14 protein-coding genes and 1 tRNA gene are annotated in these 14,823 nt (G+C 59.6%); 5 read left to right on the top strand and 10 right to left on the bottom strand.

Annotated features, from left to right (window positions below):
• Window positions 1–33: 33 nt before the first annotated feature.
• Window positions 34–123: transfer RNA gene (locus tag ACEG18_RS09100), tRNA-Ser, on the top strand.
• A gap of 3 nt (window positions 124–126) precedes the next feature.
• Here the strand turns inward: ACEG18_RS09100 and ACEG18_RS09095 are convergent.
• A complete protein-coding gene (locus ACEG18_RS09095) occupies window positions 127–711 on the bottom strand; it encodes a TetR/AcrR family transcriptional regulator (protein ID WP_158551589.1) in 585 nt (194 codons plus the stop codon).
• A gap of 211 nt (window positions 712–922) precedes the next feature.
• Here ACEG18_RS09095 and ACEG18_RS09090 point away from each other — a divergent pair, with 211 nt between their 5' ends.
• On the top strand, window positions 923–1,474 hold the full coding sequence (locus ACEG18_RS09090) for a LemA family protein (RefSeq protein ID WP_082421874.1): 552 nt from the start codon (window positions 923–925) through the stop codon (window positions 1,472–1,474).
• Window positions 1,475–2,034: 560 nt separating this feature from the next.
• On the opposite strand, the gene ACEG18_RS09085 is transcribed toward ACEG18_RS09090, so the two are convergent.
• Both ACEG18_RS09085 and ACEG18_RS09080 read right to left on the bottom strand, forming a co-directional pair.
• Window positions 2,035–3,087, bottom strand: a complete 1,053-nt coding sequence (locus ACEG18_RS09085) for a branched-chain amino acid aminotransferase (protein ID WP_035138743.1) — start codon at window positions 3,085–3,087, stop codon at window positions 2,035–2,037.
• 288 nt (window positions 3,088–3,375) lie between these two features.
• Window positions 3,376–4,023, bottom strand: a complete 648-nt coding sequence (locus ACEG18_RS09080; protein WP_117779374.1) for a DedA family protein — start codon at window positions 4,021–4,023, stop codon at window positions 3,376–3,378.
• Window positions 4,024–4,246: 223 nt separating this feature from the next.
• Here ACEG18_RS09080 and cysE point away from each other — a divergent pair, with 223 nt between their 5' ends.
• Window positions 4,247–4,951 (top strand): serine O-acetyltransferase, encoded by a 705-nt coding sequence (gene cysE / locus ACEG18_RS09075; protein ID WP_124786624.1) that lies wholly within the window; start codon window positions 4,247–4,249, stop codon window positions 4,949–4,951.
• 108 nt (window positions 4,952–5,059) lie between these two features.
• Here the strand turns inward: cysE and ACEG18_RS09070 are convergent, their stop codons facing one another.
• The 4 genes from ACEG18_RS09070 to ACEG18_RS09055 all read right to left on the bottom strand — a co-directional run bounded on the left by ACEG18_RS09070 (window position 5,060) and on the right by ACEG18_RS09055 (window position 9,756).
• Window positions 5,060–7,060, bottom strand: a complete 2,001-nt coding sequence (locus ACEG18_RS09070) for an ABC transporter ATP-binding protein (RefSeq protein WP_372542427.1) — start codon at window positions 7,058–7,060, stop codon at window positions 5,060–5,062.
• A 1-nt stretch (window position 7,061) separates the two neighbouring features.
• Complete coding sequence (locus ACEG18_RS09065) at window positions 7,062–8,786, bottom strand: ABC transporter ATP-binding protein (RefSeq protein ID WP_372542450.1); 1,725 nt, start codon at window positions 8,784–8,786, stop codon at window positions 7,062–7,064.
• Window positions 8,786–9,286 (bottom strand): MarR family winged helix-turn-helix transcriptional regulator, encoded by a 501-nt coding sequence (locus tag ACEG18_RS09060; protein WP_271738282.1) that lies wholly within the window; start codon window positions 9,284–9,286, stop codon window positions 8,786–8,788. The genes ACEG18_RS09065 and ACEG18_RS09060 overlap by 1 nt, the downstream gene beginning before the upstream one ends.
• Window positions 9,287–9,465: 179 nt before the next feature.
• The gene (locus tag ACEG18_RS09055; RefSeq protein WP_372542425.1) at window positions 9,466–9,756 is read right to left on the bottom strand and encodes a CDP-alcohol phosphatidyltransferase; all 291 of its coding nucleotides are present in this window, start codon (window positions 9,754–9,756) and stop codon (window positions 9,466–9,468) included.
• Window positions 9,757–10,050: 294 nt separating this feature from the next.
• On the opposite strand from ACEG18_RS09055, the gene ACEG18_RS09050 reads away from it, so the two are divergent.
• Window positions 10,051–10,572, top strand: a complete 522-nt coding sequence (locus tag ACEG18_RS09050; protein WP_372542423.1) for a nitroreductase family protein — start codon at window positions 10,051–10,053, stop codon at window positions 10,570–10,572.
• A gap of 128 nt (window positions 10,573–10,700) precedes the next feature.
• Here ACEG18_RS09050 and ACEG18_RS09045 read toward each other — a convergent pair whose 3' ends face one another.
• From ACEG18_RS09045 to ACEG18_RS09035, 3 genes are all read right to left on the bottom strand, one after another.
• The gene (locus ACEG18_RS09045) at window positions 10,701–11,276 is read right to left on the bottom strand and encodes a hypothetical protein (protein ID WP_372542421.1); all 576 of its coding nucleotides are present in this window, start codon (window positions 11,274–11,276) and stop codon (window positions 10,701–10,703) included.
• Between the two features lie 84 nt (window positions 11,277–11,360).
• The gene (locus ACEG18_RS09040) at window positions 11,361–12,578 is read right to left on the bottom strand and encodes a helix-turn-helix domain-containing protein (protein WP_372542419.1); all 1,218 of its coding nucleotides are present in this window, start codon (window positions 12,576–12,578) and stop codon (window positions 11,361–11,363) included.
• 266 nt (window positions 12,579–12,844) lie between these two features.
• Window positions 12,845–13,879 (bottom strand): YeiH family protein, encoded by a 1,035-nt coding sequence (locus tag ACEG18_RS09035; protein WP_372542417.1) that lies wholly within the window; start codon window positions 13,877–13,879, stop codon window positions 12,845–12,847.
• A 193-nt stretch (window positions 13,880–14,072) separates the two neighbouring features.
• Between ACEG18_RS09035 and ACEG18_RS09030 the strand changes: the two genes are divergently transcribed.
• Window positions 14,073–14,774: a GntR family transcriptional regulator gene (locus tag ACEG18_RS09030; protein ID WP_372542415.1), complete on the top strand. Its 702-nt coding sequence runs from the start codon at window positions 14,073–14,075 to the stop codon at window positions 14,772–14,774.
• Window positions 14,775–14,823 lie beyond the last annotated feature (49 nt).

Here is a 14,823-nt window from a genome sequence, read left to right as displayed (position 1 = left end):
CAAATTCAAAACGATGCTATCATTACGACTCACGGAGAGATGGCAGAGCGGTTGAATGCGGCGGTCTTGAAAACCGTTGAGCGCGAGAGCGTTCCGGGGGTTCGAATCCCCCTCTCTCCGCCACTTTTAGTGATGCACCGGCGTCATGGTCCGCTCAAACAGCGCATCGACCACGTCGGCCATCTCGGGTCGACGCTCAAGATCGTGGCCCGATTCCCACCATATCGTGAAAAGTCGAATAATACCGCCGGCGACAAACTCAGACGTCGTCTCGAGTGACACGGGGGCCAGGGCATCCTCGGCAAGCACGTTCATCACACGCTCGCGGATGGAGCGGGCAATACGGTCGCAAATAACGTTGGTCAACATGCCCGACATGCTGCTTGCCAAAATGTTATCCATGAGCTGCTCGTGCGCCAGAATCAAATCCATGGCATCGTCCAAAATCGCGTGCCGAAGCGCGCGCACGTCCTCGGCAGACACTGCGCCGGCCTCATCGGGCTGTTTTTGCGGCAAGCCCGACATGAGCTCATCGATATAAAAGGCAAAGTAATCGTTCTTGTCGCGAAAGTGCTTATAGAACGTCGTGCGGCGAATCATGGCGCGGTCGCACAGCATGGCAACCGTCAGGTCCTCAAAACGATGCTCCTCGAGAAGCTCGGTAAAGGCATCGAACAGGGCGCGGTAGGTTTTCTTGATGCGAAGGTCCACTGGTATCGCCATCCTCAGGGCAAAGACAACACTCATCAATCTGTCGCATATCTTACACCTGTACCTCGCGCGCTTTGCCCCGGCGCCAACCCCACCGAAAACATAACGCTTACCGGAAAGTTCGGCACGGCAAAACGTTGCGGGTATACTAGTAGCGTTATACCAACGGCAGCTGGCGCATGCCGCCGCGGCCTTTCGAAACGGAGACATCATGATTACCGTCATCATCGGCATCGTTGTTGTCATTGTGATTGTCTGCGCCATCGCCGGCATCTACAACAACATGGTCACCAAGCGTAACCGCATCGATAACGCCTGGCAGAACATCGATACGCAACTGCAGCGCCGCAACGACCTGATCCCCAACCTGGTCGAGACCGTCAAGGGCTACGCCAAGCACGAGCAAGAGACGCTCTCCGCCGTGATCAGTGCGCGTAACACCGCCGTCAAGGCCACCACGCCCGAGGCCAAGATGGAAGCCGACAACGTGCTGACCGGTGCGCTGCGCCAGCTCTTCGCCGTAGCCGAGGCCTACCCCGATCTGAAGGCAAACACCAACTTTACGCAGCTGCAGGCATCGCTCGAGGATACCGAGAACAAGATTAGCTATGCACGCCAGAGCTACAACGACTGCGTGCTCAGCTACAACAACGCCATCCAGACGTTCCCGGCTGTCATCTTTGCCGGCATCTTCCAGTTTAAGGAGCGCCAGGGCTTCGAGGCCGCCGAAGCAGCCCGCCAGGCCCCGACCGTCAAGTTCTAGTAGTTTGACAGCGCATCTTTAATCGGCCAAATGCATAAACCGCCCCGTCGAATGCATACTTCGACGGGGCGGTTTCCTTTTTCGCGAAGGTCCCCCTCTAGGCGCCGTGCATTTTTAGGAGTATTCAACATAACCAAGGGCTTCGGGCGCCGCGATAAATGCCAAAGAGCGCAAATATCCCTGCAAATCAAACGCTGTCAGCCCATAACCCCGCCCATCATTCGTAGAAAACATCGAGAAATCCCGATTTTTTGCCCGAGGTCGGTATGCAGGGGCCTTCGATTGCAGAATACTCGCAAAAATGCACGTCGCCACCACCCCCACATGGCGCGAACCAAAACAAATGCGCAGCCTAAAAGGCCGCGCACCATCTTTGTTCAGATTAATCATTGCCCGTACGGCAGCGCCAGGGTGACACAGGCCCGAGGGCGACCTTCCTTTCCGGCGCACTCCACAGGACGAAAGAACCCCCGCCGCACGTAGTGCGCAGCGGGGGTTCTTTCATGTCCGAGGACGCGCCGAAAGGGAAGGTCGCCCTCGGGCCGGACAGCTAAGACAGCTTACGCGACGGTGTAAACCCAGTTGTGCTTATCCTCGACAGCACCGGACTGGATACCAGTCAGGGTCTCGCGGAGCTTCTTCATCACGGGGCCGATCTCGGTGTAGCCAGCCGGGAAGGTCACGGTCTCGTCGGCACCGTAAACCTTGTTGTCGATCTCGCCGACCGGGGAGATGACGGCAGCGGTGCCGCACAGGCCGCACTCGACAAAGGTACCGGCCTTGACCTCGGCCCACTCGACGGGACGCTGGTCAACGGTCATGCCCAGGTCCTGAGCAACCTGAACGAGCGAGCGACGGGTGATGGAGGGCAGGATGGAGTCAGTGTGCGACTGCGGGACGACAAGCGTGCCGTCCTCCTTCACGAACAGGACGTTAGCGCCACCGGTCTCCTCGACATAGGTGCGGGACTCGGAGTCGAGATACAGGTTCTCGGCATAGCCCTCGCGATGGGCCTCCATCGTGGGTTTGAGGGACATGGCGTAGTTGAGGCCGGCCTTGATGTTGCCGGTGCCGTGCGGTGCCGCACGGTCATACTCGGAAACGCGCAGCTTGACGGGCTTAAGGCCACCCTTAAAGTACGGACCGACCGGGGTCACGAGAATGCGGAACGTGTACTCAGGAGCGGGAGCCACGCCGATCACGTCACCGGAGCCGATCATAAACGGACGCACGTACAGGGTCGCGCCGGAACCGAAGGGCGGAACCCAGGCGGCGTTGGCAGAAACGACCTGCTTGACGGCCTCAACGAACTTGTCCTTGGGGAACGGGGGCATCTCGAGGCGCTGCGCAGAGTTGTACATACGCTCGGCGTTCATGTCGGGACGGAAGCAGACGATGCTGCCGTCCTCGGCGGTGTAGGCCTTCAGGCCCTCAAAGACCTCCTGGCAGTAATGGAAGATGCCACCGCACTCGGAGACATGCAGGGTGTGGTCGGTAGTCAGGCCGCCCTCGTCCCACTCGCCATCCTTCCAATGAGCCTCGTAGCTGTAATCGGTCTTCATGTAGCCAAAGCCGAGGCTACCCCAATCGATATCCTTCTTCTCGACAGTCATATGTCGCTCCTTACATACACAGTTGCATACTCGCGAACCCGCACGCAAGGACCGGGGCCGACCGCGTCGCAACGTCGCACGCCCGGAGCGTAGAGCCGGACGGGACACGCGAACGGCATCAAAGCCGATGGCACGTCGATTCGCATGCACGAGATTGTACTCCCCACATGCGTTGGATAAAACGTTTTTCTTTAACTAACTAAAGTATTTTCATTTGACCGAAGAAAAAAGGCCCGCCACCGTAAGCGGTGACGGGCCTCAACTGCACGGTTTGCGCGCCGGCTCGAGCTAAGCGTTCTTTTTGCCCAGCTTAGCCTTAACCAGACCGACCACGGTCGGGATAATCGACACGGCAACGATGCCAACGATTAGCAGCTCAAAGTGCTCCTGCACAAAGGGAATGCCGCCAAAGAAGTAGCCCAGCAGCGTAAAGACCGTCGACCAGGTAATGCCGCCCAGCACGTTAAAGATGACAAAGTTGCGCCAGTGCATGCCGCCCATGCCAGCGATGAAGGGCACAAAGGTGCGGATAAACGGAAAGAAGCGACCGAGGAAGATGGCCAGGTGGCCCCACTTGTCCAAGAAGTCCTCGGACTTTTTGATGCGCTCGGGCGTCATGGCCTTGACCTTGCCCGAGGCAATGATCTTTTTGCCAAAGAAGTGACCGATCATAAAGTTGCACTGATCACCCAAAATGGCAGCCGCCCATGCGGTGGCCAGAAGCGCCACGATGTTAAAGCCGCCGTTGTGGGCAAAGAAGCCCGAGGCAAACAGCAGCGAATCGCCGGGAAGGAACGGGAAGAACACCACGCCTGTCTCAATGAAGATGATCAGGAACACGCAGCCGTAGGCCATAAGCGGGCCGGCGGCGATCCAGCTGGCGATCGCGGTGCGCGGGTCCTTAAGCAGCTCGGCGATAAAATTGATGAAACCCATGAAGTAAAACCTCTCAGTTGTGGGCGCGGATACGTCCAAGTTGACCAGTATACGGTTGCGGTGCCCCCTCGTGCGCAACCCCACAAAAGCATGACTCCATTACCAGCAAGTTTGCATAACTGACATCTGTAGCGCAATGGCGCCAAGATTGTCCTTCCTAATCCCTAGCAAATCGCTATACTTTATTGAATCGCATTGCCATGGCGCTAAGGGAGGGCGGCCGGTGAGCTTTATCAATACCATTCGCGAGGATATCAAGACCGTCCAGGCGCAAGACCCCGCTGCACAAAACGGTCTGGTCATCTTCCTTTCCTATCCTGGCCTGCACGCCAAGTGGAACCACGTGCCCGAGCACTGGCTCTGGGAGCACGGTCATCGCTCGCTCGCCCGCGTGCTCTCGCAAATCACCCGCCACATCACCGGCGTCGAGATTCATCCCGCGGCACAGATCGGCAAGCATTTCTTTATCGACCATGCCATGGGCGTCGTCATCGGCGAGACCACCATTGTGGGCGACAACTGCGTGCTCTACCAGGGCGTTACGCTCGGCGGCACCGGCAACGAGACCGGCAAACGCCACCCAACGCTCGGCGATAACGTCACCGTGGGCACGGGCGCCAAGGTGCTCGGCAACATCCGCATCGGCAACAACGTCAAGATCGGCGGCAACTCGGTCGTCGTCAAGGACGTGCCCGACAACTGCACCGTCGTGGGCGTGCCGGGACGCATCATCAAGCGCAACGGCTGCCGCGTGTTCGAGGAGAGCTTCGACGCCAAGCAGCATCGCGAGTACATGCCCGATGACGCTGCCGAGCAGAGTGCCCTCAACCGCCAAGGCATCACCGAGAACGCCCGCCGCGTCAAAGAACTCGAGCGAGAGGTGGCCGAGCTCAAAGCCCTCGTCGCCAAGCTCGTGGACGAACGCTAGAGGCGGACGACCACCGACAACATTGACGCCAACGCAAAGGCGCGCCAGAGGATTCACCCCCGGCGCGCCTTATTTGTGATGTGGCAAAGAGACTGTCCCTTTGTCACATTATGCGAACTGGCTCAGATAGAGGTCGGCGTAGGCACCCTCGGCAGCCAGCAGCTCCTTATGCGTGCCCTGCTCGATAATGTTGCCGTGATCCATGACCAAGATCAGGTCGGCGTCCACGATCGTCGACAGGCGATGCGCGATCACAAAGCTCGTGCGCCCGCGCATAAGCGCGTCCATGGCACGGCCGATGGCAAGCTCGGTACGCGTGTCCACGCTTGAGGTCGCCTCGTCCAGGATGAGAATCGCCGGGTTGTTGAGCAGCACGCGTGCGATGGTCAGCAGCTGACGCTGGCCCTGGCTAATGCTCTCGGCATCGTTGGCCACGCGCGTGTCGTAGCCCTGCGGCATAGTGCGCACAAAGAAGTCGACCTGCGCGGCACGAGCGGCGGCCACAATTTCGTCGCGCGTTGCCTCGGGGCAGCCGTAGGCGATGTTTTCGGCAATCGTGCCATCGAACAGCCAGGCGTCCTGCAGCACCATGCCAAACTGCTGCCGTAGCTCGCCGCGGTCCATGCGGCTCGTATCCACGCCGTCGAGCGTAATACGCCCGCCGTCAATCTCGTAGAAGCGCATGAGCAGGTTGATGAGCGTCGTCTTGCCTGCGCCCGTGGTTCCCACCACCGCGATCTTTTGGCCCGGCTCGGCGGTAAACGACACGTCGCGCATAAGCGGCTTGTCGGGCGAATAACCAAAGCGCACGTGCTCAAAGGAGACGCGGCCCTCTACGCGACCCGGCAGCTTGGCGGCCTCGTCCGGCAGCGGACCGGCTTCCATCTCGGGCTCATCGAGCAGGTCGAACACGCGCTCCGCACTCGCCAGCGCGCTCTGCAGCGAGTTAAAGGTAAACGACAGCTGCGTCATGGGTTCGGACGCCTCGTAGATAAACTGAAAGAACGCCTGGAACACGCCGACGGTCATGTGACCGGCAACCAGCATGCTGCAGCCCACCAGCGCGATCACGATCTGCGCCAAACGGCCGATAAAGCGCACCGCAGGGCCGACGGCATTGATCATAAAGTCGGCCTTGGTACTCACGCGCGCTAGCTCCCTCGAGGCCTCATGCACTTCGGCAGAACTCTGACGCTCGCGGTTAAACGCGCGAATCACCAAACGGCCCGAATAGCCTTCCTCAACCGCGCTCGTGATTTTGGACACCCACTCCTGGCGCTCGCCGGTCACGTCATGTGTGCGACGCGAGACCACTTTGGTCATCAGCAGCGACAGCGCCATAAAGAACAAAAAGACGAGCGTGAGCGGCACGCTAAACACGAACATCACGCTCACGGCGCCCACCACGGTGCCGATCGACACAAGCAGCTGAAGCAATCCGCGCTGCATACTCTCGGACATCTTGTCCAAGTCGTTGGTCGCACGGCTGACGACCTCGCCGGGACGATGCGCATCAAAGTAGGCAAGCGGCAGACGGTTGAGCTTTTGCGCGATGCGGTTGCGTAGGCGCAGGTTGAGGCGCTCGGCAACGCTCGACATCAAAAAGCTCTGGAGTGCGTAGAACGAGGCGGCGGCGGTCCAAATCATAAAGTAGATGAAGATGGTCCTGCCGCAGTTCTCCCAGGTAATGCTGAAGGTAGTGTTGTTGGCAAACGCCAGCTTCATGTGCCCCCACAGTTCATCGATCACGCGGGCGCTGTAAGCCGGCGCCGCGGTGTTAAAGATGACATAGAACACGATGCTCGCGAACACGATATAAAAGCGCCAATGGTCGCCGGCGGCCTCGCTCCACAGGCGGCGCACCGTCGCCCAGGTGTCGCGGGGCGTCTCGTCCTCGTCCTCGTCGTCAACGTCGCGCATGCGCTCCGCCTCGGCGCGGGCGCGCTCGTCCTCGGCGCGCTCGTTTTCCTCGTAGAGCGCCTGGCGGCGAGCCTCGCGCTCCGCCGCCTTGGCGGCTTCGTCCAGGCCGGGCATGGCGCCCGTCTCCTCAACTGTCTCCTCAACCGCGGCATCATCGACGATGCCCTGTTTTTTGAGCTCCTCGGTCATGCTACTCACCTCCCTTCATCTGTGATTCCGCGATGGCGCGGTATACCTCGCAGGTTTCCATCAACTCGTCGTGCGCGCCCAAGCCCACGACCTCGCCATCCTTGAGCACCACGATCTGGTCGGCATGCAAGATCGTCGAGATGCGCTGGGCGATGATGAGCACCGCGGCATCGCGCGTCTCGTCCTGCAGCGCATGGCGCAGTGCCGCATCGGTCTTAAAGTCCAGAGCCGAAAAACTGTCGTCGAAGATATACAGATCGGCATGCTTCATGAGTGCGCGGGCAATCGCCAGGCGCTGGCGCTGACCACCCGAGAAGTTCGTGCCGCCCTGGGCCACCGGCGTATCGAGCCCCTGGGGCTGGTCGAGCACAAAGGTGCTCTGGGCAACCTCCAGCGCATGGAGCATGTCAGCCTCGGTCGCACCCTCGTTACCAAAGCGCAGGTTGCTCGCCACCGTACCCGAGAACAGCCACGCCTTCTGCGGCACGTAAGCGATATGCCCGCGAATCTCACCTTGCGAAAGGTCGCGCAGATCGACGCCGTTCAGGCGAATGGTGCCCTTCGTGGCATCGTGGAAACGCAACAAGAGCTTGGCCACCGTTGACTTGCCCGAGCCCGTTGAGCCCACGATCGCGGTCGTCTGTCCGCGGCGGCAGGTAAAACTCAGGTTGCACAGGGTGTCCTCGTCGGCATCGTCAAAACGGAACGACATGTGGTCGAACACAGCCACCACGTCGGCCCCATCTGCGGACTCAGGCGCCCCGTCGCCCAGCGTAGCCTTGCCGTCTACAATGCTCGGCTTGATTTCGAGCACCTGCTGTGCACGGTTCAGGCATGCGGCGGCGCGCGGGAGCGTCAGAATCACCATCTGCGCCATCATCACAAAGAACAGGATCAGGATCGCGTACTCCAGCACGGCCGAGATGCTACCGATTTGCATGGCGTGGACGCCCACGCGGTTGCCGCCCACCCACAGCACCGCCACCTCGGCGATGTTCATCAAAAAGAAGCTGGAACTGTCGAGACCCACAAACAGGTGGTTGACCTTGATGGCGTTGGCCGCGTAATCGCTAAACACCTCGTCCAGGCGCTGCTCCTCGTGGCGCTCCTTGTTAAATGCGCGGATGACGCGCACGCCCACGATGTTCTCGCGCAGCACCACGTTCATGCGGTCGATAAAGCTCTGCAGGCGCATAAAAATCGGCGCGGCGTTAGCCACCGTAAAGACCGCCGCCACCAGCACGATCGCAACCACCACGCCCAGCAGCGTGCCCATGGCGGGATCGATGAACCAAGCAAAAATGATGCCTGCCACGGCCAAGAACGGCACCGGCAGCACCAACTGAATCGTCTGCAGGATCGCTTGCTGAATCACGTTGATGTCGTTGAGCGAGCGCGTGATCATCGAACCCGTGCCAAAGCGCTCAAAGTCGCTGGCCGCGAGTTCGAGCGACTTGTCGTACACGGCATTGCGGATATCGCAGGCTACGTTGGCGGCCAGGCGCGCCGAAAGATAGCAGCCCAACACCGTGCCGCCGCTGGCCATGCCGGTCGCGATAAGCATATACAGGCCGTTGCGTAAAATATAGTCGACATCGCCCGTGGTAATACCGGTGTTGACCATGTTCGCCAGCATCGTGGGAACCAACAGCGTACCGACGTTATCTATCAGCACCGCAAACAGCGTCACCGCAATCAGACCGCGGTACGGCCTCATAAACCTCATTAAGAGTCGCATGTGTCCCCCTCGCCCTTATCGTCAGCCTCGTTCTCGGCGGCCACTTGCCGTTTAAATGCCTCGCACTCTTCGTTAAGAACATGGGAGAACTTACCGACCAAGCGCATAATCTCGCGCTGCTCCCACAGCTCGAGCGCCTCGAATGCCTGTTGCTCGGCTTTTTGCGCCGGCAACGCGTAGCGCTTGGCAAACCGCACGCCTTCTTCGGTCAGTCGCACAACCTTGTTCTTACGACTGCCCTCGGCAAACTCCAACGTCGCAAGCCCTCGCGCCCTAAGCGTCTTAATCGCCGAATTGATGGTCTGTTTGCTGTAGAACCATTCACTCGTCAGCCGACTCACGGCAACGCTTCCGCCCGCCGCACTCGTGTCGACGAGCATCCAGTAGGCGCAGTCCGAAAGACCGCAGGCGCGCGCGAACTCCGAATAGACACGGTCAAGCCCGTTGAGCATCCGGTCGAAATCGACCAGGCTAACTGCACTATTCATCTCTCCCACCATTCGATAGTCCGAGTTTTGACCAATTTATATCTCTACATTAGTCCGAGTTTTGACTATCGTCAATAAGCTCGTTGTTTATGGTCGTCCCTACATAAGCATATCGACAAAAAAGACCGCCGGCGCGGGGGCGGCGCCGGCGGTTGCGAGAGAATATCGATTGTTGGCTGTTACGCAGCGACGGCCTCATAGACCGTAGCGCCCGAGAAGCTGTCATGCAGGCTCTTGCCGGCAATCCACGGCAGCTCGACGACCTCGCAGACCGTGTTGACCAGCTCGGAGCAGTCAGTAAAGTGGCCCTTGTCGTTGAGGGCCTCGCAATCCTGAACACGCCAATAGCCATCGGTGTGCGTGATGTAGTACTCGTGATCGTCAATCTTCACAAAAGCGCGCGTCTTGGAACGCAGCAGCTTCAGAAATCCTTCGAAGTCGGTCTCGACGACATCTCCAGCCTGGAACATGATGTTACCTCCTGGCCCGGCGCCACCACGGCGCATTGATAAACGTTGGTACTCCTTTAGTAAAACCTTTATCAGAGGTTATGCGTTCGTCATTTAGGCAAGTGGTAAAAAACCGCAGGGTAGACGGGATAAAACGTTTAACCATCCCATTTGTTTGTCACATTCTGAAGGTACTTTTATGCAAACCTACTTTCCCAATTGGAATCTACCCTTTTGGCCGGGCAATTGACCGTCTATCGTTTGAGCCCGACGGGTATGAACGGGGCATCTGCAACGCCACCGCAAGGAGACACCATGGAGACTATCGAAGCACTCATCCACCGCCGCAGCTGCCGCAAATACAGCGATCGTCCCGTCGAGGCCGAAAAGCTTGCACGTATTATCGAAGCTGGCCAATATGCACCGAGCGGCATGGGCCGCCAACCGGTGACGTTTGTCGCCGTCACCGACCCCGCGACCGTCGAGCGTCTCTCACAGCTCAACGCCCAGGTCATGGGCGGCAACAGTGACCCCTTCTATGGCGCCAAGACCGTTGTGGTGGTACTGGTCGACCGCAGCGTGCCCACGCATCTGGAAGACGGCTCGCTCGCCATGGGCAATTTGCTCAACGCCGCCTATGCACTGGGTGTCGATTCGTGCTGGATTCACCGCGCGCATGAGGTCTTTGACTCGCCCGAGGGCTTGGAGCTGCTGGCCAGCTGGGGCCTGCCCGCCGACGGCAGCCTGCGCGGCGTCGGTCACTGCATTCTGGGCTATGCCGAGGACACGCTACCCGAGGCAAAGCCGCGCCGCGACAACGTGGTGTACGTAAAGTAGGAAGGTCCGCCGTTCTACCGAACGGCGGTCGCTCGCTGTTGGTGACTGACATCGGGTGCACCACTGGTGACATCTGGCACTTGAGTAGCTAAAAGGCCCAATCCCAAATTTGCTGTCCCGCTCGCAACTTATCTTGCCGATGGAGTTGTCGTCGTTTCGTTCGTGTGGGTCGTTTCGGCGCCGTCGCCCTGTTCACCCTCGTCCTTTTGAGCGTCGACGATGGTGGAGGCTGCCGCAACGATACCGCGTTGGGGCGCGACGCCCGTCTGGGTCTGAGCGCCCTCGACAACTTCTGTGCCTGCATGCGCAAGCTCGGGCGATTTAAACACTGCGTCCAAGTTGGCGCCGCCGCCGGCGTAGCCAAGCGCAGCGAGTGCGATGACGATCACTGCAACGACGGCCACGATCGGAACATAACGATGCCAACCAGCCGGATTGAGTCCGCTGCGACGAGCCGCCCCGCGGCTGATGTAACCGAGCGTTCCGTCGTGCTTGAGCTTTGAGCCCACCACGCGTTTGCGGCCCCACAACGAGGACTCTGCCTGCATGGCCAAGCGAGCGCTTGCCGAAGGATAGCCGTATTTAGTGCGCTTGAACGAGCCATCAAACCCCGAGGCGTGTTTGCCCCACGTCACCGATGTCGTGCGTCGGTTGACCGGCGCGGCACTCCGCCTTCTGCGGCTCGGTTTTGTAGTCTCAGCCATACGCCCCCGCACGCCGTAACCAAATCGAAACAATAACGCTTTGGACTGTAGCACACGCGTCGCGCGCGGTCACGGGCGCCTCGCTCAACGGTCATCGTCCTTCAGCAAGCGCCACAGCGTTGTTCGGCTTATGCCCAGCACCTCCGCCGCACGGGTTCGGTTGCCATGGAGATGGTCTACAACCAGATGCGCGATATCTCGCTCGGTATCGATCAACGGTCGCAGGATATACAGGTCGCTTTCGAGTGTCGGGGCGCCAAAGGTTGCGGTCTTAATCACGTCCTCTTGGGCGAGCACTTCCTCCGCCACAGCGCGATCCACCGTGCCCGCCCCCACCAATATATACAGTCGTTCCGAGACCTCGCGGAGCTGCAGATAATTGCGCGGCCAGCGGTAAGCATCGAGCGCCTTCGTCGCCGCGGCAGACAGCGTGGGCGTTGCCGTCCCAAATGCATCAGCGAGATATTCCAAATAGCGCGCAACCTTCGTCGACGCGGCTCCCTGCTCGGCGATTGCCGGCGCCACGCTCACCGCACAGGCGAAGCGCTCGGTCACAAAGGCGGCTTGATCACTTTCGCTGCCACCCGGCATGTCATTCGCCGTCAGCACCACATGGCAGCGCGTCGCCAACGCGGTGTCGGCCATCGTGGAAACGAGCTCGCGAAGGCGCTGGGGGCCAACCGCATTCCAGCCCGCAATGCAAAGGGTCAGCCCCGTTTGGAACAGCGGCGATTCGGCGCTTTTGAGCACGTGGCGCCAACCGCGCTCGGTAAGCTCATCGAGCGCAACGGCAACAAAGGGCTGGTCGACAAAAGGACCGTCCAGATAGAGACGCATGGCAATCTCGACCTGACCCGCTCCCAGCTCGCCCTCGAGCATGAGGGGCACACCGCGCGCATAGCTCTCGGCGACCGGCGCAGCCACCGAAGCTGCCCCCTCAACGATGCCGTACGCGCTCGATTCGTAGCGGGCCTCAACTTCGTCGGCATTGAGCCACTCGATGCCCGCATGTGCCGCGGCGCCGCGCACCTCGCGGACCACGACGACCCAAAGGCCCCCGCCCTCTTTGTCGGCGGGGCGAACAGTCAGGCTCAGGCGCGTACCCGCACGCCCCATAACAAGACGCGCGCCGTCTCCTATACGGTCGAGGCGTTCGGCAACAAAAGCCGCCACATCCCGCTCAAGCGCCGCGTCATTCATGGTCGAGATCGCGACGTCCCCATGCGCATCGATTGCCAATGCCGAGGCCCCGGCAGCAGCCAGGGCCTCGGTCAAGATGTTCAGCTTGGCATCGCTATCCATGATTTGCCCCTGTCCGCGGCGTCGTGCAACCGCCGACGGTCGCACGACCGAGTGTTTCAAAATTGAACGATATTGTTCACCAAACACTATAGGGCAGAAAGCGACATCCTGCGAGTATAGGTGTTGCCCCGCATCGCCATCCTGGCGGGGCGATAAGAGCTCTTCGGGACTTATAAACCTGCGGACAAGCCATACCCGCAAGAGCTCCTATCGCTCCACCGCAGGCTTGCGCCCACCAGCAACCAGCACGCAAATAAGCTACTCCTCTACCAGATTCCCAGCACGTGCTGCATTCCCAGACTCATGCACGCAATGCCAATCCAGCAGCAAAAGCCCAGCGCGATGGGCTTGCCGCCCTTTTTGACCAGCTCGACGATATCGGTATTAAAGCCAATAGCCGCCATGGCCATCACGATAAAGAACTTCGACAGCTCCTTGATGGGCGCCGTGATGGACACGGGAAGCTGAAGCACCGTGGTGATTACGCTCGCCAGCACAAAGAACAGCACAAACATGGGAAACGCGCGTTTAAGCGAGAACGTGCTTTTGGCGTCGCCGCCGGCCTTGCGCGCCAGATGCATCTGCCAGCATGCGAGGACCAACGTGATGGGAATAATGGCCAGCGTCCTAGTGAGCTTAACCACCGTGGCGCTCTCGAGCACATTGGCGCCGGGATGCATGCTGTCCCAAGCGCTCGCCGCAGCCGTTACTGACGAGGTGTCGTTGATGGCGGTGCCGGCAAACAGGCCAAAGCCCTCGTTGGTCAGTCCGAGCATGCCGCCGAGCGTTGGAAACACGAGCGCCGCGATAACGTTAAACAGGAAGATGACCGAAATGGCCTGGGCGATCTCGCGATCGTCGGCATCGATGACGGGTGCGGTCGCGGCGATGGCAGAACCGCCGCAAATCGACGAGCCCACGCCCACAAGCGTCGCGATCTTGCCCGGCACGTTCATGACGCGGCAGAGCACAAAGGCGATGACAAGCGAGGTCGAGATCGTCGCCACGATAATCGGCAGCGACTGGGCGCCCTTGGACAGAATCTGGGAGAGGTTCATGCCAAAGCCAAGCAGGATAACCGCGTACTGCAAAACTTTTTTGGACGTATAGGTAACACCGGCGGCGAGCTGTTCGCGACGATTCTTGGGAAAGACAAGCGCCAGGACCATGCCAAAGAGGATGGCGAATACCGGCCCACCGACCACCTCAATCTGTTTGCCGAGCAGCGTTGCGGGGATAGCGATGATCAGGCAGAACAAGACACCCTTCCAGCGCTCGCGTACGATATTTGCCAGGTGCATATGGGATTCCTTCTTTCTCTTTCACGTTTGCGACGGCTTATGATACGGCAACATTGAGCGCAGCCTTGCGCAAACACAGACTAAGATGCCGCAATAGTTCTCGGACGACAGCCGAATTACCCACCGCGGAGAGCTGATTCGCGGCATAATTAACAACTGACATATGAGTTTGATAGAACAGTTGCGAGGCGCTATGGAAGAATCGATGCACGTCGGCGAGCAGGAAACGAGCCTACAGGACCAGTCCTACCGCACCATTCGACGCAAAATCGTCTACCTGGACTACAAGCCGGGCGAAAAGCTGGGCGTCAAGCAACTTTGCGACGACCTGGATATGGGGCGCACGCCCGTGCGCGAGGCTTTGGTTCGCTTGGCGCAGGAAGGCCTGGTGCGCACCGTGCCCCAAAGCGGCACCTACGTCTCACCCATCAACCTCACCCTTGCCGAGAGTGCTTGTTACATCCGCGAGCATCTGGAAAAGCAGGTGATTGTGGAGTGCTGTGCGCGCGCCACGTCGGCCGGCATCGAGCAGCTCGACCGCGCCATCGTGCTGCAGGAAAAGGCCATGGCCGAAGAGGATCGCATCGGCTTCTTTTTGAGCGACAACCTCATGCATCACATGATTTTTAGCATCGCATGTCGCAGCACCGTGTGGTCGTGGCTCGAAGAGACCAATGCCGACCTGGAGCGCTTCCGCTGGCTGCGCGCCGCCACGCAAGTTCTCGACAATCAGGACATCGTGAACGAGCACAAGCAGATTCGCCGCGCTATCGCCGGTCGCGACCCCATCGAAGCGAGCTTTTTGGTCAGCAAGCACCTGCACATGATGTTCCGCAACCAAACCGAGGTTCTGGACCAGTTCCCCGAGTACTTCGAGACCAGCAAGCTCCGCTAACCTGCCAAAAAGGGACAGGTTCATTTTGGCAGGTTTTATCTGGTCAAAT

Origin of the sequence: Collinsella aerofaciens (assembly GCF_041537385.1) — a bacterium.
Taxonomy (GTDB): Bacteria; Actinomycetota; Coriobacteriia; order Coriobacteriales; family Coriobacteriaceae; genus Collinsella; species Collinsella aerofaciens_BV.
The sequence above is the reverse complement of the archived record's forward strand: the minus strand, read 5'-3'. Positions and strand labels throughout refer to the sequence as shown.